We start from the raw sequence: 15,959 nt of genomic DNA, 5'->3' as shown, positions 1-15,959 counted from the left end.
GCCTCTATTATCTCCTCGGAAAGCAGCCTTAGATTTTCCAAGAGAAGGATTTCACCGGGTTTAAGATTCCTAATCTCCTCCCTTGCCTTTGGACCAATAATATCGTCCACAAATTTAACAGGGGTCTCAGTGTACTTGGAAAGCAGTTCAGCATGCTTCTCGAGGCTTATGAAATCCCCTTCGCCAGGACGGCCTTGATGCGAGATAAGCACCAATGCTGGGTTGTAATCTTTTATCATTTCTTTAATGTATTTCCCGTGAACACTTATTCTCCTATCATCTAATATCTCCCCGGTATCCGGGTCTACAGGGGAGTTTATATCTATTCTCACCAACACTTTCTTCTCCCTAATGTCTAGGTCTCTAACAGTGGGTAGTTTCGGTATATTTATCGACACAAATATACACCAAAATTCAATATAGGGGTTGAGGCTTATAAGTTTCCATGGAAGTCTTTAATTAAACATTTCAATAAATTCAACGGGGATTTTTTCATCAAAATTTAAATAAGTATATAAAAATAAAAAAGGATGCATTACTCTTCAAAATGGATAGCCCTGGTTGGACACACAGAGGTGCAGAGACCGCACCCATAACACTTTGTCTTGTCCACAACAGCCAATCTCTTACCGTTGCTGGATTCTTCAACATGCACTGCATCGTAGTCACAGACTTGCTGGCAGAACCCGCAGCCAATACATTTTTTCTCATCAACCACTGGCGGCTTAGCCCAAACCCTTCTCGGCTCAGGTTTCAAATGCTTCAACGCCAGTCCTTTCACGTCCAGTATGCTCGAGTACCCGTGTTTTTCAAGCCATGTCTTAGTCTCGCTTAAAATTCTCTGGAACACGCTGAACCCTTCAACTAGTGCGGCTGTACATATTTGAACAGCTGATGCCCCAGCCATGAAGTACTCGATAACGTCCACGCCTCTGGTAATCCCTCCAACCCCGATAACTGGGAGTTTGGTACTCTTCGCTGCCTCCGCCACCACGGCCAGAGAAATGGGCTTCAGAGCCGGGCCGCTCATCCACCCGTACCCGTAGGGGCCTCCGACTATTGGCATACCGGTTTCAACATCTATGCTCAATGCAGGTCCAATAGTGTTTGTAGCTACGATTCCATCGACGCGGACGTTTTCAAGCTCTCTCATCAGCTCCGGTATGTTAGGAGTGAACGGGCTGAGCTTGGCGAAGATGGGGATTGATACGGATTCTCTAAGGGCTTTAGCAGCCTCTATTACGGGGCGATAGTCTTTTCCTATGTAATGCGTGGAGAATTCGATCGCGTCTGCGCCTGCTCTCTCTACTTTAGGACCAAGCAGCGCTAGCTCTTCGGGCTTGTAGCCTATGCTGACAAAGAAAGCCACCCCCCGCTCCCTGCAGTAGGTTTTGACTATTGGGTATTCACGCTCTAAGTAGTGTTCAGCAGGGATATCGCTCCATAGCTCGGCGTTGAGGAAGGCATGTATAAATCTATGGTTTCCCGCATCCACCGGAGTTATCCTAACATCCCCTGGTTTTAAGGTTTTCAAGTAGTAAAACCTACCCATTCCCCTGTCCACAACGGCCATGCTCGGCCTTGGAACAATGGCGGGGTTGACGCTAATCGTTTTCGCAACAACTCCTCCAACCCCGTTATCGATCAACAGCTTCATTGTTTCAGCATCGCGGGAGATCGGGCATGCAGCATTCATAATGGGGGTTTTCATCTTTATACCGGCTATTTCTACAGATAGATCTACCACACGTTTCACCCACTGTACCGATTAATTGTTAATTATTCAAGTAAAAAAGTTTTATCAACATCAATTACCGTTCAGTGATGCGAGAGTTCGTTGAAAAACAGGGTGATAAGGGTAGAAGTGTGAATCTAAAAAAATTCTACCCACACAATGGGTAGTCTTCCGGAACCTTTGCCCTGAAAAACGTGCCGGTCTCAGGGTCCTGGAACAAACCTACTTTCACGCCTTTCTTACCGCGAGGATTTAACTGCCAAACCTTCTTCGGGATTAGCTCTAATTCTTTTCCGGTTGCTGTTTTCACCTTAACTGGCTTGTCACAAGGCATATTTCCACCTCACAAATTATTTAGACTGTTAAAGCTTTTATAACTTTACGTTTTAAGATTTGAAATAATATTGTAGTATTTAACATGCTTTTTAACAAAATAATTGATTTGAAAACGGGGACATTTTGGCGAATACTGATAGTGAAAACTTTTCACGATTACTACGGCTTGTCTAGAACGTCTAACTGGTATTCTCCCTTCTCAATGAGCTTTTCCCATAGTTTTTCAACAACCTTGTGAACATAATCTATGGATTTTTCCTCATCAAGGTTTAAGACCACCCTGTCCTTCATAACTAGCTTTCCATTCACAATAACGGTTTTAACATCCCTGCTATTCACAGTGTTAACAAGGTGTCCATAAACTGTTTTAGAGTTAACCGGTGTCGAGGGGAGTTCGGGTTTTATCAAGATTATGTCGGCTTTTTTACCAGGCTCTATGCTTCCCAGCTCCTTCCAAACCTTGAACATTCTTGCCACATTGACTGTGGACATTTCAAGTATTTGAAGAGGAGTCATAATCCTTGGATCTCTCTTCCATACTTTATGTATGAGGTATGTTGAGCGCATGTTTTCAAAGTGGTCGAAGATGTATCCATCATTACCTATTCCCACGTTAACGCCTTGCTCCATCATTTCCGGTATCTTGGCAACACCTACAGCGTTCAACATGTTGCTCATAGCGTTGTGGGCAACATGCGCCCCCGTTTTCTTTATGATTTTAATTTCATCATCGGTCGCGTTGACCACATGCACCAGTATGACATCATCTCCCAGGAATCCAAGCCTCTCCATTCTCTCAATAGGGCGTATACCATACCGCTCAATATTATGGTATACATCGACCAAGCCTTCCTCGGCATGTATTGATAGCAGGGCATGGTATTTGTTTGCAAGCTCTCTTGCCTTGAGGAATAAATCATTTGAAACCGTGAAGCTTGCGTGTAAGTAAATCGCGCCCTTAACCAGCTTGCTCTCATCCATATTGTTCTTCCGGATGAAGCGCTCATTCTCCTTAAGGCCTTCTAATCCCTCCTGTAGGTTACGCCTTTGAGTTGCCTCGAAGCTTAGGTAGCCTCTTATCCCAACCTCGTTCACGGCTTTCTCAATGTAGTCAAGCACGCCGTTTATAGCGTTTGGCGCGCTTATGTTATCAAAGAAGAAGGTAACTCCGGATTTCACGAACTCTATAGACCCCATTAATGCTGAAGCGTATGCTTCCTCATAGGACAATAGCACATCGAGGGCCCACCAAATCCTTTGAAGGTTTTGCTGGAAGTCTGTCGGAGGCTCTATTTTCGAGAACCATGGGCTGCCTGTCAGCAAGAGACCGTAGAAATGAGTGTGAGCGCACATTAACCCGGGTAGTACTATGTATTTTCGTGCATCAATGATTTCCTCAGCAGTATACTTATCCCTTCCATCTCCGACACCTACATCTATGATCCGATCTCCAGAGACCGCTACATACCCGTTTTCAACCACTCTCCGCTCATCATTCATTGTGACTATTAACCCATTGGAGACTAGAATGTCAACCTTATCCCTCAAGAAACCCACCTTCGCTTTTAATAATTTCAATTCCACAGTATTTAAGCGTGTCGACCTCTAGCGTTCTCTCTTAACTCCCCGATCGTAGTAATGTAAGTAGCCAGAACTATTAAACCCCCTCCAACAAGCTTGTATGTCAGGAAAGCTTCTAATCCCATGAGTAGTGAGAATATTAGAGCGAAAACAGGCTCTAATAGAAAGATTATTGCTGCGGAGCTAGCGGAGACGTATTTCTGCCCCTTCACTTGGAAGTAGGTTGCTCCAAGGGAGCATGCTACAGCGAGGTAGGCTAGGTAAAGAATAGTGTTTAATGATAATTCACCACCATGCTCTACGATGAAGACATATGGGCCCAAGAACAAGGTGGGGGTGAACATACCGTAGAGATATTCTAGCATGCTTGCATTACTGTATTTGCTTACCAGTATGATTTGAGCAGCCCATGATATGGAACCGATGAAAACTAAGAGCTCGCCTAACCCGCCCGAGTTTTGCGGGCTTGTCAGAATATACAATCCTGTTAACGCTAGAATCAGTGAGGTAGCATGGGTTAAACCATACTTCCTTGCTAAAAGCCCCGCGTACAAGTGCACGTGAACAGTGTTCAAGCCGGTTATGAACGCGCTTGTTGAAGGCGTCACAAACCTCGTCCCCAGTCCTTGGAGAAGCAGTCCCAGCATGTAAGCTATCCCAGTGTACACTCCTTTAACGAAGCTTTCTACATCGATGCCTTGCCGAACATGTTTAGCGATGAGAAGTATTGAAAGTATAAGTATGGAGAAAAGACCCCTGTAAAACGTGTATGAAAACCCGGAAATCTCCTCAACAGAGAGTTTAATGAATGAGAATGATGTGCCCCATAGCACCGTGGTTAAAACCAGGAACAAAACCCCTTTTACCTTCCCTCTCTCACTGGGGGCAGCCATGCGCTCACATCCAAGTGCTTACTTAAGATAGTATTTAGAAGGGAAGAAGATATAAAAAGAAAGAAGAGAGGAAAAACTAACCTGGTACAATCCTGGTTCCAGCATTTCCTTTAATGGCTTCGTAGGCCTGGCTTAAGTGCGCTATTATTGCTAACTTACCACCGTTCTGCACGAATCTTACTCCAGCCAGTACTTTCGGCCCCATACTCCCCGGCTTGAAATGTCCTTCCTTGTAATACTTTAACGCTTCGCTAGCGGTCATTTGATCGATCGGCTTAGCATCAGGCTTCCCATGGTTTAGATAGACTTTCTCAACATCCGTGAGAATCAACAATATGTCTGCTCCCACCGCGGCAGCCATTCTCTCTGCACCAAGGTCTTTGTCGATAACGGCTTCCACGCCGCGGAGTTTCCCATTGTCATCAAAGTAGACGGGTATGCCTCCTCCGCCGTCAGCTATCACTACGAACCCGTCATCCACTAGTCTCCGTATAGCATCAATCTCTATTTGTCTAACCGGGTCAGGGGATGCTACTACTCTTCTATACCCTCCGCGTGGATCGGGCTTGAAAACCCATCCAAACTCTTTAGCCAGCTTCTCAGCCTCCTCTTTCTCATACCATGGGCCAATGTATTTAGTAGGGTCTTTGAAGGCTGGATCGTTCTTGTCGACAAGGGTTTGCGTCACAATTGTTACTACGCCTTTAACAACCTTACCCATGAGGTTCTTCTCCATTAACTTATTGTACAAGGCTTGCTGTAGAAGATAGCCCAGCCATCCCTGGCTCATAGCACCTGCAATGTCAAGGCTCATTGGCGGCAGATTTTTCTCCTTCAACCCAGCCATCATCCACTCAGCGATTATGCCTACCTGGGGGCCGTTTCCATGGGTCACGACCACGCCATATCCTTCCCCGATGAGTCTTGCAATGAATTCGGCTGAAGTATACGCGTTTCTCCAGTACTCTTCAACTGTTCCCTTATCTCCCTTGCTCTGGAACGCGTTTCCACCTAGTGCGACGACAACAACTTCCTTCACGCCGTTCATACCGTACACCTTCTCATTTATCAAATAAGAATGAATCATTAAGCTTTTAAATCATGAAATCGGGTACTCCTTCAGGCGTGTAGGAGATTTTTGGTTTAAGGCCTCTTCTCTTCATAATCTCCTTTACATGCGGATATAGAATAACGTATTCCTCATCAATGCAGGAAAGGAATGACTGGCTCATCATGGAAAGCTCTCTCTTTAACTGATTATATGACCCCGGTGTTGAGAAGCTCAACATTACCGCAGGGTAAACCTCCCTGCACGGCTTGAAACCGGAGGCTAAGAGGTTCTCCAAACTCTTCAACTGCATCCTGAAAAAAGACGGGTCTGCCCCGGTTAAAGCATGGAATTCTTCTTCAGATGCTCCTTTTAGACTAACCCTTACCACCAAATTTGAAAACTCTGCCAGATCCCTAGCGTAGTCTGGATCATACCCTATCAGTAAACCATTAGTTTCGAGTATGAAGGTGTAATGTGTTTCAGAAAACAATTCAATAATCTTTAGTAGGTGGCTTCTAGATATAGTGGGCTCCCCACCGCTCAACCTCACATACTCATAGTTATGCTTGCTCGCTATTTCCAGTATTTTTTGAAACGCTGATTCGGCAGACTCAAACCAACCACCAGTGAAAACATGGCTAAACCTCCAGCTCCAGCAGAAGCCACACCTCAAATTGCAACCTACCACATCGCCTGTAGCTATGCCACCGTACCATTTACCACCTCTAAACCTATAGTACTTTCTCTCCTCTCCTCTCTGGGTTGTCCTGCAAACATGGTTCTTAACAGCTTCGGACAGGACGATAGGGTTGTATCCTGCCATTATTATCGAGATATTTTCTGTGAAAAATCCTTATTGAATTTTTCAACTAGGTCTTTAACGATTTTGGTAAGACGCTTATAGGTTCTTCTATTTTTGAGAAGAATGCTTTCTAATTCACTAGGTTTTCTCTCAAGTCTAGAGGCTATGTATGATATTGACTGTATGACCCCATTGTAATCTCCGAATGTTTTCATGGATATGCCGTATTTACATTTCAACCCATGCCTGCAGTTGAGACATTCCATGGCATTCTCCATACAGTATTTTTTCAAGGGCTCACTAATTGCGAACCGAAGGGACAGAAGCTTAGAAAAATGCCTATCTACGGGCGCGTATAGAGTATTGCCATATCCATGAAGCAGTAAGGCTGAAACTGTTTTCGCACCTATATGCCTTATCTCTAGCAGTTGTCTGATAGAATTACTGTTTAAACTCAAGAAATCAATTCCTGGTAAGTGCTCGTTAAATTGCTTTAACATTTTAGGAATGTATGAAGAATAGGTTCTAGATATGTCAATGCCTTCTAGTAAATCCTTTACCCATCTTATGGTGTTAGTAAAGTAATCAGTGTTTCTGGATAGGAGGATTGTTTTAAAAATGTTTTCAGCGTCCAGCGGACTAAACATTAATGTTATTTCACCTATGAGATTATCTTCTGAAAAGCTAGAAAGTTGTTTAAATAATACTGTCTTATCTAATCCGAGAAGGCTAGTAATATGTCTCTTCTCTAATGAAGAAACTGATGAAGCATCGCAAATAGTGAGAAGAGAATCCTCGTGAAAAGTACATTTCAATCCTTTTAAAACCCCGTATTTCTTAGCAAATATGAATCCATTACTTGTTTCCTTTATCTCAAAGAAGGGGAGGAGGTACGAATACATCAGTGTTAAACCATAATGTATGCCTTCTATCTTCATTTTCCACCATTAATTCTTCGCACTTGTTCTGCACATATTATATTAATTTTTTTGTAAAATTCTTTTATGAATATTGTTGTGAGTGGCACTAACAGTTCTCGGAAACTCCCATTTGTAAATCCGTGTGAGTCAAGACCGTTTCGATGCTGCTTATTTTCTTTGAAAGAGAAGTTCATAAAACCTTTATACTATACCCTTATAACCATGTGTAGAAAGTGTTCAACCACATTTTAGAAGACTACACGTGAAAAGATGCATGGGGGTTGGCATTTCCCAACAAACCAACTGTTTCATTGGCTCGTGGGGCACCATATGTTCTCAAGCCCATGGAAATCTTTATGTAATTTTGTACAAGGATCTATTTTTATAGAAGGGCCTCCACATATTATATTGAGGTTGATAAATTGGACATACCTTCTATTGTAGACTACCTAAGCGGACTTCTATGGGGTCTTCCGGCTATAATCATTCTCGTATCGACAGGGTTGGTGGTCGGAATCCTCGGCGGGTTCTACCAAATTAGGAAGTTCGGTCTTGCAGTGAAGAACATGTTCTATAGGGGTAGAGGCGGAAAAGGTGAAGTGAAGCCTTTTGCTATATGGGCAGCAACCGTTGGGGCAATCGTTGGAACAGGTAATATTGCAGGTGTAGCAACAGCCATACATCTGGGCGGTCCAGGAGCACTGTTTTGGATGTGGGTGACAGCAATACTCGGAATGGGATTGAAAGGGGTCGAAGTAACCCTCGCAGTATGGTCTAGAAGAGTAACACCCGAAGGAAGGGTTGAGGGCGGAACACCCTATTACATAAGGTTGATCCCGAAGATTGGACCCGCCCTTTCAGTGGTTTTTGCGGTTTTGATAATTATAGGTGGTTTCGGGACAGCGGACATGTTGCAGCCTAATAACGTTGCATTAGGAGCGGAATACATTGGGAAAATATTCGGGGCAACCACTGATGAACAGATCTTCCAAGTTAGATTAGTGACAGGCATATTGTTAATGATCTTCACGGCGTTGGTAATCCTCGGCGGGATTAAGAGAATTGGAGAAGTGTCAAACTATATGGTCCCCTTCATGGCGGCATGGTATATAATCTTTAGTATTGGAGTGTGGATTAAGTACGGCGGGGACCTTCCGTCAGCGTTTTCACAGATCATCACTGGCGCGTTCAATCCGCAAGCAGTTGCAGGAGGGTTGGCGGGGTGGACCGTTTTCACTGCCCTCAGGTACGGCATGGCAAGGGCCTTATTCTCTAACGAGGCTGGTGCGGGGAGCACACCTAACGTATACGCTTACATGACCATAGACCACCCAGGCAGAGCCGCCTTCTACGGCATCTTCGAGGTGTTCATGGACACGATCGTTATCTGCTCGGTCACTGGGTTGACGATTGTAATTTCAGGGGTCCACATTGAGAGGCCTGATTTAAGCGGTGCAGCTTTAGTTATGGAGGCTTTCTATAGAGCATATGGCGCATACGCCTCAGCCATCCTTGGTGTGGCACTGGCTCTATTCGCATACACTACCATGTTGACCTTTGCATGGATCGTGGAAATCAACTGGGTTTACTTGTTCTCCAGGATTCTTAAGCTACCAGAAAAACCAATGAGATATCTTGTGAGAGTATTATGGATCGTGCCCTCCATACCAGCAGCAGTGATGGGTGAACTATTTGAGACGCTGTGGAACTTTGCAGACATGTCGTATGGTCTCATGATGCTCGTTAACGTGATCGCGGTTGTATACTTCACCCCATTGGCGTTGAAGTTAATTAAAGACTTCTATTCAAGGCACATATACGAAACAGGAGAGGTCAAAAAGTAGTTTTTGTCTCACATCATGCTATTTTTTAATCAATACTTGATCCTTGAATAAAACTCTGTTCTAGACGAACATGGTCCAAAGTTACTGCGGTGTTAAACAAGATGCTACGCAACCGAACTTCCACATTGCAGGAAAAGTGTGCAACCTTAGGATACTATCAACTTCCCAAAGGAAAGTAGGAGTGAGAGAAAAAGGGTACTGAATTGATTAAAATTACTCTCCTAGAGTCATGGCCATAACGGCTTTTTGAACATGTAGCCTGTTCTCTGCTTCCTCGAAGTAGAGGCTCTTCTCGTACGAGTCTAAGACTTCGTCCGTTACTTCCTGGCCTCTGTCAGCGGGTCCGCAGTGCATGTAGTATGGTTTTCCAGCCTTCTCAAGCCTCTCCCTTGTGACAATCCAGTTCTTGAACTTCTCCTGGTAGGCTTTCGCTCCTTCCTTGTCTACGGTGCTGTTGTATGGTGGGAAGAAGCCCTTCGGGCTCCATGCTTTCGGATACACGATGGTTGCGCCCTCGAATGCCTCGTCCATGTCGTAAACTATCTTGAACTCAGCGCCCCAGTGCTTGGCATACTCTCTTGCCTTGTTCATTGCTTCATCCATGAGTTCGAAGCCTGGTGGGTGTGCAACATACACGTCAGCGCCCATCATGGCGAACATTGTTGCAACATCCTGTGGGACTGCGAGAGGCTTTAACCCTCCGCTGTAGGCGTAGCTTACCACAACCTTCTTTCCTCTCAGGTCTTTCGGCCAGCCGAGAGCGTCGAATGCGGCTTGAGCATCTGCTAGCGCCTGGAACGGGTGCCAGACATCGTCCTCCATGTTTAAGACGGGGATGTCAGCCCATTTGGCGAACTCCCTGATGATCCTGTGACCTCTGCCTATAATCCATTTAGCAGCATCACCGTATATTCTAATCGCGATTCCATCTCCATACCTGCTCAACACTCTGGCAACATCGCTAATGGCTTCTGTCTGATATGGGATCATGTCCTCGGGAAGGGTTGGAGCATATACTTGGTCTGGGCTAATGTATGTTGCCTGTCCTCCAAGCTGATATATTCCGGTTTGGAAGCTGTTTCTAGTTCTAAGGCTCTTATTGTAGAAGATGAGGTAGAGCATTTTACCGTCTAGCCATGTTACCTTTCTAATACTGTTATGGTATATCTCCCTCAGTTCTCGCGCAGCTTTCAACACCTTTACCACTGTGTCTATGTCGTGATCATAGTTTGATAGCCAGTCTTGGCCGTGTAGGAGTCCTACGAACCAGGGTTTTCCTCTACCCATGACTTAGTTCACCTACCTGTTACGTAAAATACTATCCTTAACCATCGTATATAAATGTTGAAACATGGTTATACCTGAGACTATGCCTTGCAAATACGATTCTACATAAAATTCTAGTACCCAAGTATTACTGGTTTGCCGAATTTCCCCATTTCCAAGGAGTCGCCCGGGTTTCCCGGCACGGGTATAGCTCTGAACGCGAGCGGCTTCTTCTTAACCAGCCGCAGTGCGTAAGTATCAAGTATGAGTTTCATGAGGCTTCGCTTCTCGCTTGGGATCACGATCATGTCTACTCCTGCAACGCACGTGGAGGCGAAGAGGAGGAAATCCCTTGCTCTTAGGAGTTTTTCAGAACCATACTTGACAAGAAGTGAGTCCTCCGCATACGGTAGCATAACCTCGTTGAAGCCCACGGCCCTCTCCTTATCCATGTATTTTCGAATCAGGCTGTTCAACAGGTTGATGGCGTAATTAGCTCCTGGTTGCAGGAGACTGTATCCAAGCTTCTCAAACAAATCGGCAACGCTGTTCTCCATCCAGGGTGATAAGCTGTAGTCTATTTTCACAGGAATGCCTGTTTGATTTTCAACAAGTTTTGCAACGCGATGAATTTCCGCAAACACTCTTTCAAAAGCAGTTTGAATATCAATATTCTCACCTGTTTCACCAATGAGGGCTTTAGGATATAGAAAAGCCAACGCCAACCTGGCCTTACCAGTGGTTGAAGAATCCGGGAAGTAGGGGGTAGTGAAGTCTTTTGAGTGGAATCCTAATGCAATTCTCGTAGCATTCACCGGGTTCTGCTCAGCAGCCCTGGTAATTATTTCGCTCGCTTTGTTAGCAAACACTAAGGGGTCTTCCCCATTGTAGAGAATGGGAACGTAGAAACCATTCCCTGTAAAATACACTGCGTCCTCGAGGCCGAGCCTCCGTATTTTCTGATAACCTATTGAAACAAGAAGGTCTGAGCCAGCCAGGTATTCAACTATTTTCTCTGCAGATCGGGGGTCTAAACCTGGAAATGAAAGTCTCTTGGTAAAAACGCTGTAGCCATGCTTGCTGAGAGATTTCTCCACAGACTTCAACAACGACTCGGCCTCAACTATCTCGTTGTAAGCATCGCCTAGATGCCTGGATGTTGAGAAGTAAGTTACAGCCCTGACAACCAGGTTCTCCATATTATCAACCTACTTGGCAGCAGCGTTCACATATATTAGGCAACCCAGTAATTTAGTTTACTGGTGTTGCAACATGGTGTCGAGTCTGAAAGGTAGGGACTTTCTCACTTTAACGGAGTATACCAGAGAGGAATTATGGTTCATGCTTGAAACAGCAATGCAGCTTAAGCAAAGGTACCTATCTGGTGAGAGAGTAATACCTATTTTACACGGCAGACACTTGGCAATGATATTTGAAAAACCAAGTACTAGGACAAGGCTCAGTTTTGAAACCGCTATGAAAGAGTTAGGCGGGGACGCAATATATCTCAGCTCTAGCGAGCTTCAGCTGGCCAGGGGCGAGACCATAGAGGATACTGCTAGGGTATTGTCCAGGTATGTTGACGGGATAATGGCGCGTGTTTACGAGCATTACAAGATTGAAAAACTTGCTGAATACGCTAGTGTTCCAGTTATCAACGGTTTAAGCGACCTGCACCATCCCGCTCAAGCACTCAGCGATGTTTTAACCATTATCGAGAAGAAGGGGAGAGATATCTCAAGACTGAAAATTGTGTTCGTTGGTGATGGAGGGGACAACGTCCTCCACAGCTTAATGCTGGCGGTCGGGATATTGGGAGGTAAAGTCATCATAGCCTCCCCCAACGGATACGAGCCCCACCCCAGCGTCGTAAAATTATTCAACGAGTATGCAGCCCCGAACGGAGGGTCTTACGAAATCTTGAGGGATCCACATCAGGCTGTTGAGAACGCGGATGTAGTGTACACGGATGTATGGGTTAGTATGGGGCAGGATAAGGAAAGAGAGAGAAGGATTAGGGACCTGGAGCCTTACAGGGTGACGGTGGAATTGATGAATAAGGCGAAGAGCGATGCAATATTTATGCACTGCCTCCCTGCTCACAGAGGAGAGGAAGTTGTTAACGAAGTTATCGATGGAAAATGGAGCGTTGTGTGGGATCAAGCTGAGAACAGGAAGCACGCTCAGAAAGCAATCCTGGCCCTTCTCATCCCCTGAGTTAAGGAATAGTTTTTTAATTTAAAACAGTGTATAATTCCTAAACCGAACAGTAATATCATTGGTGAAGCATATTGGCGATGAGAATCAACAGAATCATAATCCGGCTCAACGAAGTCTTAACATCTAAACCGGTCCTTCCGAAAATCCTTGTGCTGATTCTACTGGGAGCTATAATAGGGTACGGTTTATACGTTCGCTTTACTCCCTATTACCTAAATGGTTTCGAATTCTTCGAGTACGATTCATACATTGAATACTGGCAGGCAAAGTACGTGTTTGAAAAAGGCATTCTTTCATGGTACTCCCTCACCAGGGAAAACCCTGATACCCACATATTCTGGTATCCATGGGGCAGGGATATCATATACTCGAGCTACCCGCTACTCCCTATGTGGATAGGGGGTACATACTGGTTAATCCAATACACGGGTCTCACCTTAAAGGAGTGGGCGGTACTGCAGCCATTACTATTCACCTTGCTCGGTCTCATAGCAGCTTATCTTGCAGCAACCCAGCTTTCAGGGGGTAACAGGTTTGCCGGCTTATTGACGTCTTTCCTCCTCGCCTTTCTCCCAGCGGCTAATGATAGAACGCTTATCGGGTTCGTTGAGAAGGAAGGTGTTTCCATTTTCTTCATATTCATGTTTCTCTACTTCTACGGGAAAACGGTTTCATCGCTTAAGGAGTCTTTCGGGAGAAGAACAATATTCTACTCCGTGCTCACGGCTGTTTTCCTAGGGTTTGTTGGCTGGCTCTGGGGCGGGTATATCTTCCTCCTCGGCTCCTTCACAGCGTATTTCATAATATCCCCCTTGTTCATGGGGAAGGAGTTTGACGAGAGATTCATTAAAACACACATACTTATCATTGCTCTGTCAATGCTGTTAACCGCAGCCTCGCCATCGATATTCGGGCAGCTTGGGTTCTACCCTCTCAGGTTTTCAGGCGTAGGCTGGCCTATTCTAGGCGCTTGCTTAATCCCAGCGCTTTACTACTACCTGGGGATACAGCACAAGAAGCTTGGGCTTAGAAAACCAATATTGTCTAAAACTAGGTATTTCATGTTGCTCGTCCTGCTGGTAGTGGGCGGTTCTATAGCAATAACTACAGGTATTCTCGGATTTGCTGGGAGATGGGCCTGGGCACTAGGACTGAGATTTATCCCTGCCGACCCGCTTGTTCAGAGTATTGCTGAGCATCAATCACCACTTTCCAGCGCTGGCACACTCATCCAAATGTTGCGAAGCTGGGGTCTGGATCCAACTTTCCCGTGGTCTATTCTATTCCTGGTAACGCCTCTTTTCCTCTCCATCATAGGGGCTTTATACATGATACTATACAAGCAAACCCCTGAGACACTATTTGTTGCAATACTCTTCCTTCTCTCTTTCTACTCATATCTAAACGCTGCATACATGATTGCCATGGCTTCCTACATGGGCACGATCGTTGCAGGTATATTCCTCGGCTACCTGGTTCAACGCCTGGCGCCATCTCAACAAGAGATTCAAGATTTTAAGAAGGGACGGGTAAGGATGACCGGAAGGTCTAACAGGCTGATCATACTTGCATTAATAGCTTTATTCCTAGTCAACTCTGCACATATCGCTTACCTGGACTACCAAACCAACTCGACAATAGTTTACACTTTCAAAGCAGGAAACTCCAACCTAGCACTCTACAGTGACTCATGGTACAGAATCGTTGAGACGTTGAGAAATGATCTCCCAGCAGACGCAGTAGTGATCTCTTGGTGGGACTACGGCTACGGGATCAGCGTTGACGGGGGCAAAGCATCCGTAGCGGATGGTTCCACATTGAACTTCACCCAAATAGGGATATTAGGACTATTACTCACATCTGTGAATACTTCGGAGGCAGCCAGTCTCGCCAAACTTTTCAACACTGTTCCTGGTAGAACATATGTTCTAGTTCTCGAATTATTCGCCATATACGAGGATAATGAAACAGTCATTATTTGGCCTGTCCTATTCCCGAACTCCAGCATGCCTGGAGGTATTGACATACCTAAGAGTATATGGATGATAAGGATTGGTAACGCCACCGTGGACACGCTTAGATCCCAGGGAATAAACGTTACTTATAGAGCTACTTCCGACTACCTTGTCTTAATTGGAAACCAGTTCATCAGTCCCGTGTTCAACGAACCGGACAGACTACCTCTCATATACAAGATGATGGTTGACGGGATGATTTACTGGGGCGAGGCGAGGAATAAGTCATCAATATTCACGTGGTACGGTGGCTCGACATCCCCGCTCGGCACTTCCACAGTAACCAGGATCAAGGAGTTACTAGGCATTGATGTTACCCTTGGAATAAGCAATCCCGTGATCGCGAAAATCCAGGAAAGGCCTCTTGCGAACGATACGTATTTCAGACCTTACGCGGTAATTGCTGAACCATTTTACGACCCTAGGACAGGTGAGCTGGTGAAGGTGGGTGTGAGAAACCCTGACAACCCGTCTGAATCCTTCGACGGCGTCCTATACAGCGTGGGAATAATATACGAGATTACAAGCATGCCTTAAATAATATCCCACGGTTTTTAAAGAGTTTGCCCGCTATAAGATCTCTGGTGTAGTGAAGTGTTTAGAGCCAAGACAAGGGATCCTTTGAAAAACGCTATTGAAACGCTGTACAAGGTTAGACTCCTCGGCAACAAGCTTGAAACGCTTATTGACCGGATCACTGAGCGTAGGAATGCTTTATTCGAAAGAATGGTAGAGTTGCAGTCGAGAAATGAGAAATACCTGTCGAAGAAATATGCGGAGGAGATTGCTCGTTTAGACAAGCTTGCATCCCGGTTGACAACTATCAGGCTGGTGGTCGAGAAAATCGACCTATCCCTCCAGTACGCTATCAATATGCGCGAGTTTAACGACCTCTCGAAAGAGCTAACGGGTCTTGTCGCCGAGTTGAAGAAGCTTCCAGAGTCAAACCTTCCCGAGCTGAACATGATTATGATGGGGCTAGAGGAGTCTGTTCGAGAAATGGCGGAAATCAGTCACGGAGGGGGAGGCGGGGTAAGCTTTCATGTTGACGGAAGCTCTCAGGATGTGAGAAGGATTTTGGAGGAAGCACGTGAGGTTATGAAGAAGAAACTGGAGGTTGACTTGACAGTTTAGATCTGAAGAGTATATTTTCTCTCTTCTTTAATCGGCACAAATCTCACGTTGTAGGGTTTAAGGGACTCGATAATGTCCTGTGTTATCCTCTTGTAAAGGTCTTCGGGCAGGACTATTAAGTACTCGTTGAAATTTCTATTAAGCATTGAGGAGCCTATAGCG

General features: G+C 45.2%; 14 protein-coding genes. 4 read left to right on the top strand and 10 right to left on the bottom strand.

Features of this window, described 5'->3' with window-relative positions:
• From pgk to AC3OH0_RS03240, 8 genes are all read right to left on the bottom strand, one after another.
• The coding region (pgk, locus tag AC3OH0_RS03275) for a phosphoglycerate kinase (protein ID WP_498344759.1) at positions 1-398 on the bottom strand (398 nt) is incomplete at its 3' end.
• Between the two features lie 137 nt (positions 399-535).
• Positions 536-1,747, bottom strand: coding sequence for a 4Fe-4S binding protein (locus AC3OH0_RS03270; protein WP_498344758.1), 1,212 nt, complete (start codon positions 1,745-1,747; stop codon positions 536-538).
• Positions 1,748-1,883: 136 nt separating this feature from the next.
• On the bottom strand, positions 1,884-2,069 hold the full coding sequence (locus tag AC3OH0_RS03265) for a chromatin protein Cren7 (RefSeq protein WP_013129173.1): 186 nt from the start codon (positions 2,067-2,069) through the stop codon (positions 1,884-1,886).
• A 161-nt stretch (positions 2,070-2,230) separates the two neighbouring features.
• A complete protein-coding gene (locus AC3OH0_RS03260; RefSeq protein ID WP_498344761.1) occupies positions 2,231-3,628 on the bottom strand; it encodes an amidohydrolase family protein in 1,398 nt (465 codons plus the stop codon).
• 32 nt (positions 3,629-3,660) lie between these two features.
• Positions 3,661-4,545: a DMT family transporter gene (locus tag AC3OH0_RS03255; protein WP_498344757.1), complete on the bottom strand. Its 885-nt coding sequence runs from the start codon at positions 4,543-4,545 to the stop codon at positions 3,661-3,663.
• Positions 4,546-4,621: 76 nt separating this feature from the next.
• On the bottom strand, positions 4,622-5,593 hold the full coding sequence (gene arcC / locus AC3OH0_RS03250) for a carbamate kinase (RefSeq protein ID WP_193436952.1): 972 nt from the start codon (positions 5,591-5,593) through the stop codon (positions 4,622-4,624).
• 46 nt (positions 5,594-5,639) lie between these two features.
• Positions 5,640-6,419 carry a radical SAM protein gene (locus AC3OH0_RS03245; protein WP_193435985.1) on the bottom strand — a complete coding sequence of 260 codons (780 nt, stop codon included), beginning with the start codon at positions 6,417-6,419 and terminating at the stop codon, positions 5,640-5,642.
• A 2-nt stretch (positions 6,420-6,421) separates the two neighbouring features.
• Positions 6,422-7,336 (bottom strand): HhH-GDP family DNA glycosylase, encoded by a 915-nt coding sequence (locus AC3OH0_RS03240; RefSeq protein WP_193435984.1) that lies wholly within the window; start codon positions 7,334-7,336, stop codon positions 6,422-6,424.
• Between the two features lie 404 nt (positions 7,337-7,740).
• On the opposite strand from AC3OH0_RS03240, the gene AC3OH0_RS03235 reads away from it, so the two are divergent.
• The gene (locus tag AC3OH0_RS03235) at positions 7,741-9,162 is read left to right on the top strand and encodes an alanine/glycine:cation symporter family protein (RefSeq protein ID WP_193435983.1); all 1,422 of its coding nucleotides are present in this window, start codon (positions 7,741-7,743) and stop codon (positions 9,160-9,162) included.
• Positions 9,163-9,375: 213 nt separating this feature from the next.
• On the opposite strand, the gene AC3OH0_RS03230 is transcribed toward AC3OH0_RS03235, so the two are convergent.
• Together AC3OH0_RS03230 and AC3OH0_RS03225 are read right to left on the bottom strand one after the other, a co-directional pair.
• Entirely contained in the window at positions 9,376-10,449 is a 1,074-nt protein-coding gene (locus tag AC3OH0_RS03230) for an ornithine carbamoyltransferase (RefSeq protein WP_498344756.1), read from the bottom strand.
• A gap of 113 nt (positions 10,450-10,562) precedes the next feature.
• On the bottom strand, positions 10,563-11,627 hold the full coding sequence (locus AC3OH0_RS03225; protein WP_498344755.1) for a DUF711 family protein: 1,065 nt from the start codon (positions 11,625-11,627) through the stop codon (positions 10,563-10,565).
• A 73-nt stretch (positions 11,628-11,700) separates the two neighbouring features.
• Here AC3OH0_RS03225 and argF point away from each other — a divergent pair, with 73 nt between their 5' ends.
• The 3 genes from argF to AC3OH0_RS03210 all read left to right on the top strand — a co-directional run bounded on the left by argF (position 11,701) and on the right by AC3OH0_RS03210 (position 15,797).
• The gene (gene argF / locus AC3OH0_RS03220; protein WP_498344754.1) at positions 11,701-12,645 is read left to right on the top strand and encodes an ornithine carbamoyltransferase; all 945 of its coding nucleotides are present in this window, start codon (positions 11,701-11,703) and stop codon (positions 12,643-12,645) included.
• An 80-nt stretch (positions 12,646-12,725) separates the two neighbouring features.
• The gene (locus tag AC3OH0_RS03215; protein WP_498344760.1) at positions 12,726-15,200 is read left to right on the top strand and encodes an STT3 domain-containing protein; all 2,475 of its coding nucleotides are present in this window, start codon (positions 12,726-12,728) and stop codon (positions 15,198-15,200) included.
• A gap of 57 nt (positions 15,201-15,257) precedes the next feature.
• A complete protein-coding gene (locus tag AC3OH0_RS03210) occupies positions 15,258-15,797 on the top strand; it encodes a hypothetical protein (protein ID WP_498344753.1) in 540 nt (179 codons plus the stop codon).
• Positions 15,798-15,959: the final 162 nt, after the last annotated feature.

It is taken from the genome of Thermosphaera sp. (assembly GCF_059755995.1).
The sequence above is the reverse complement of the archived record's forward strand: the minus strand, read 5'-3'. Positions and strand labels throughout refer to the sequence as shown.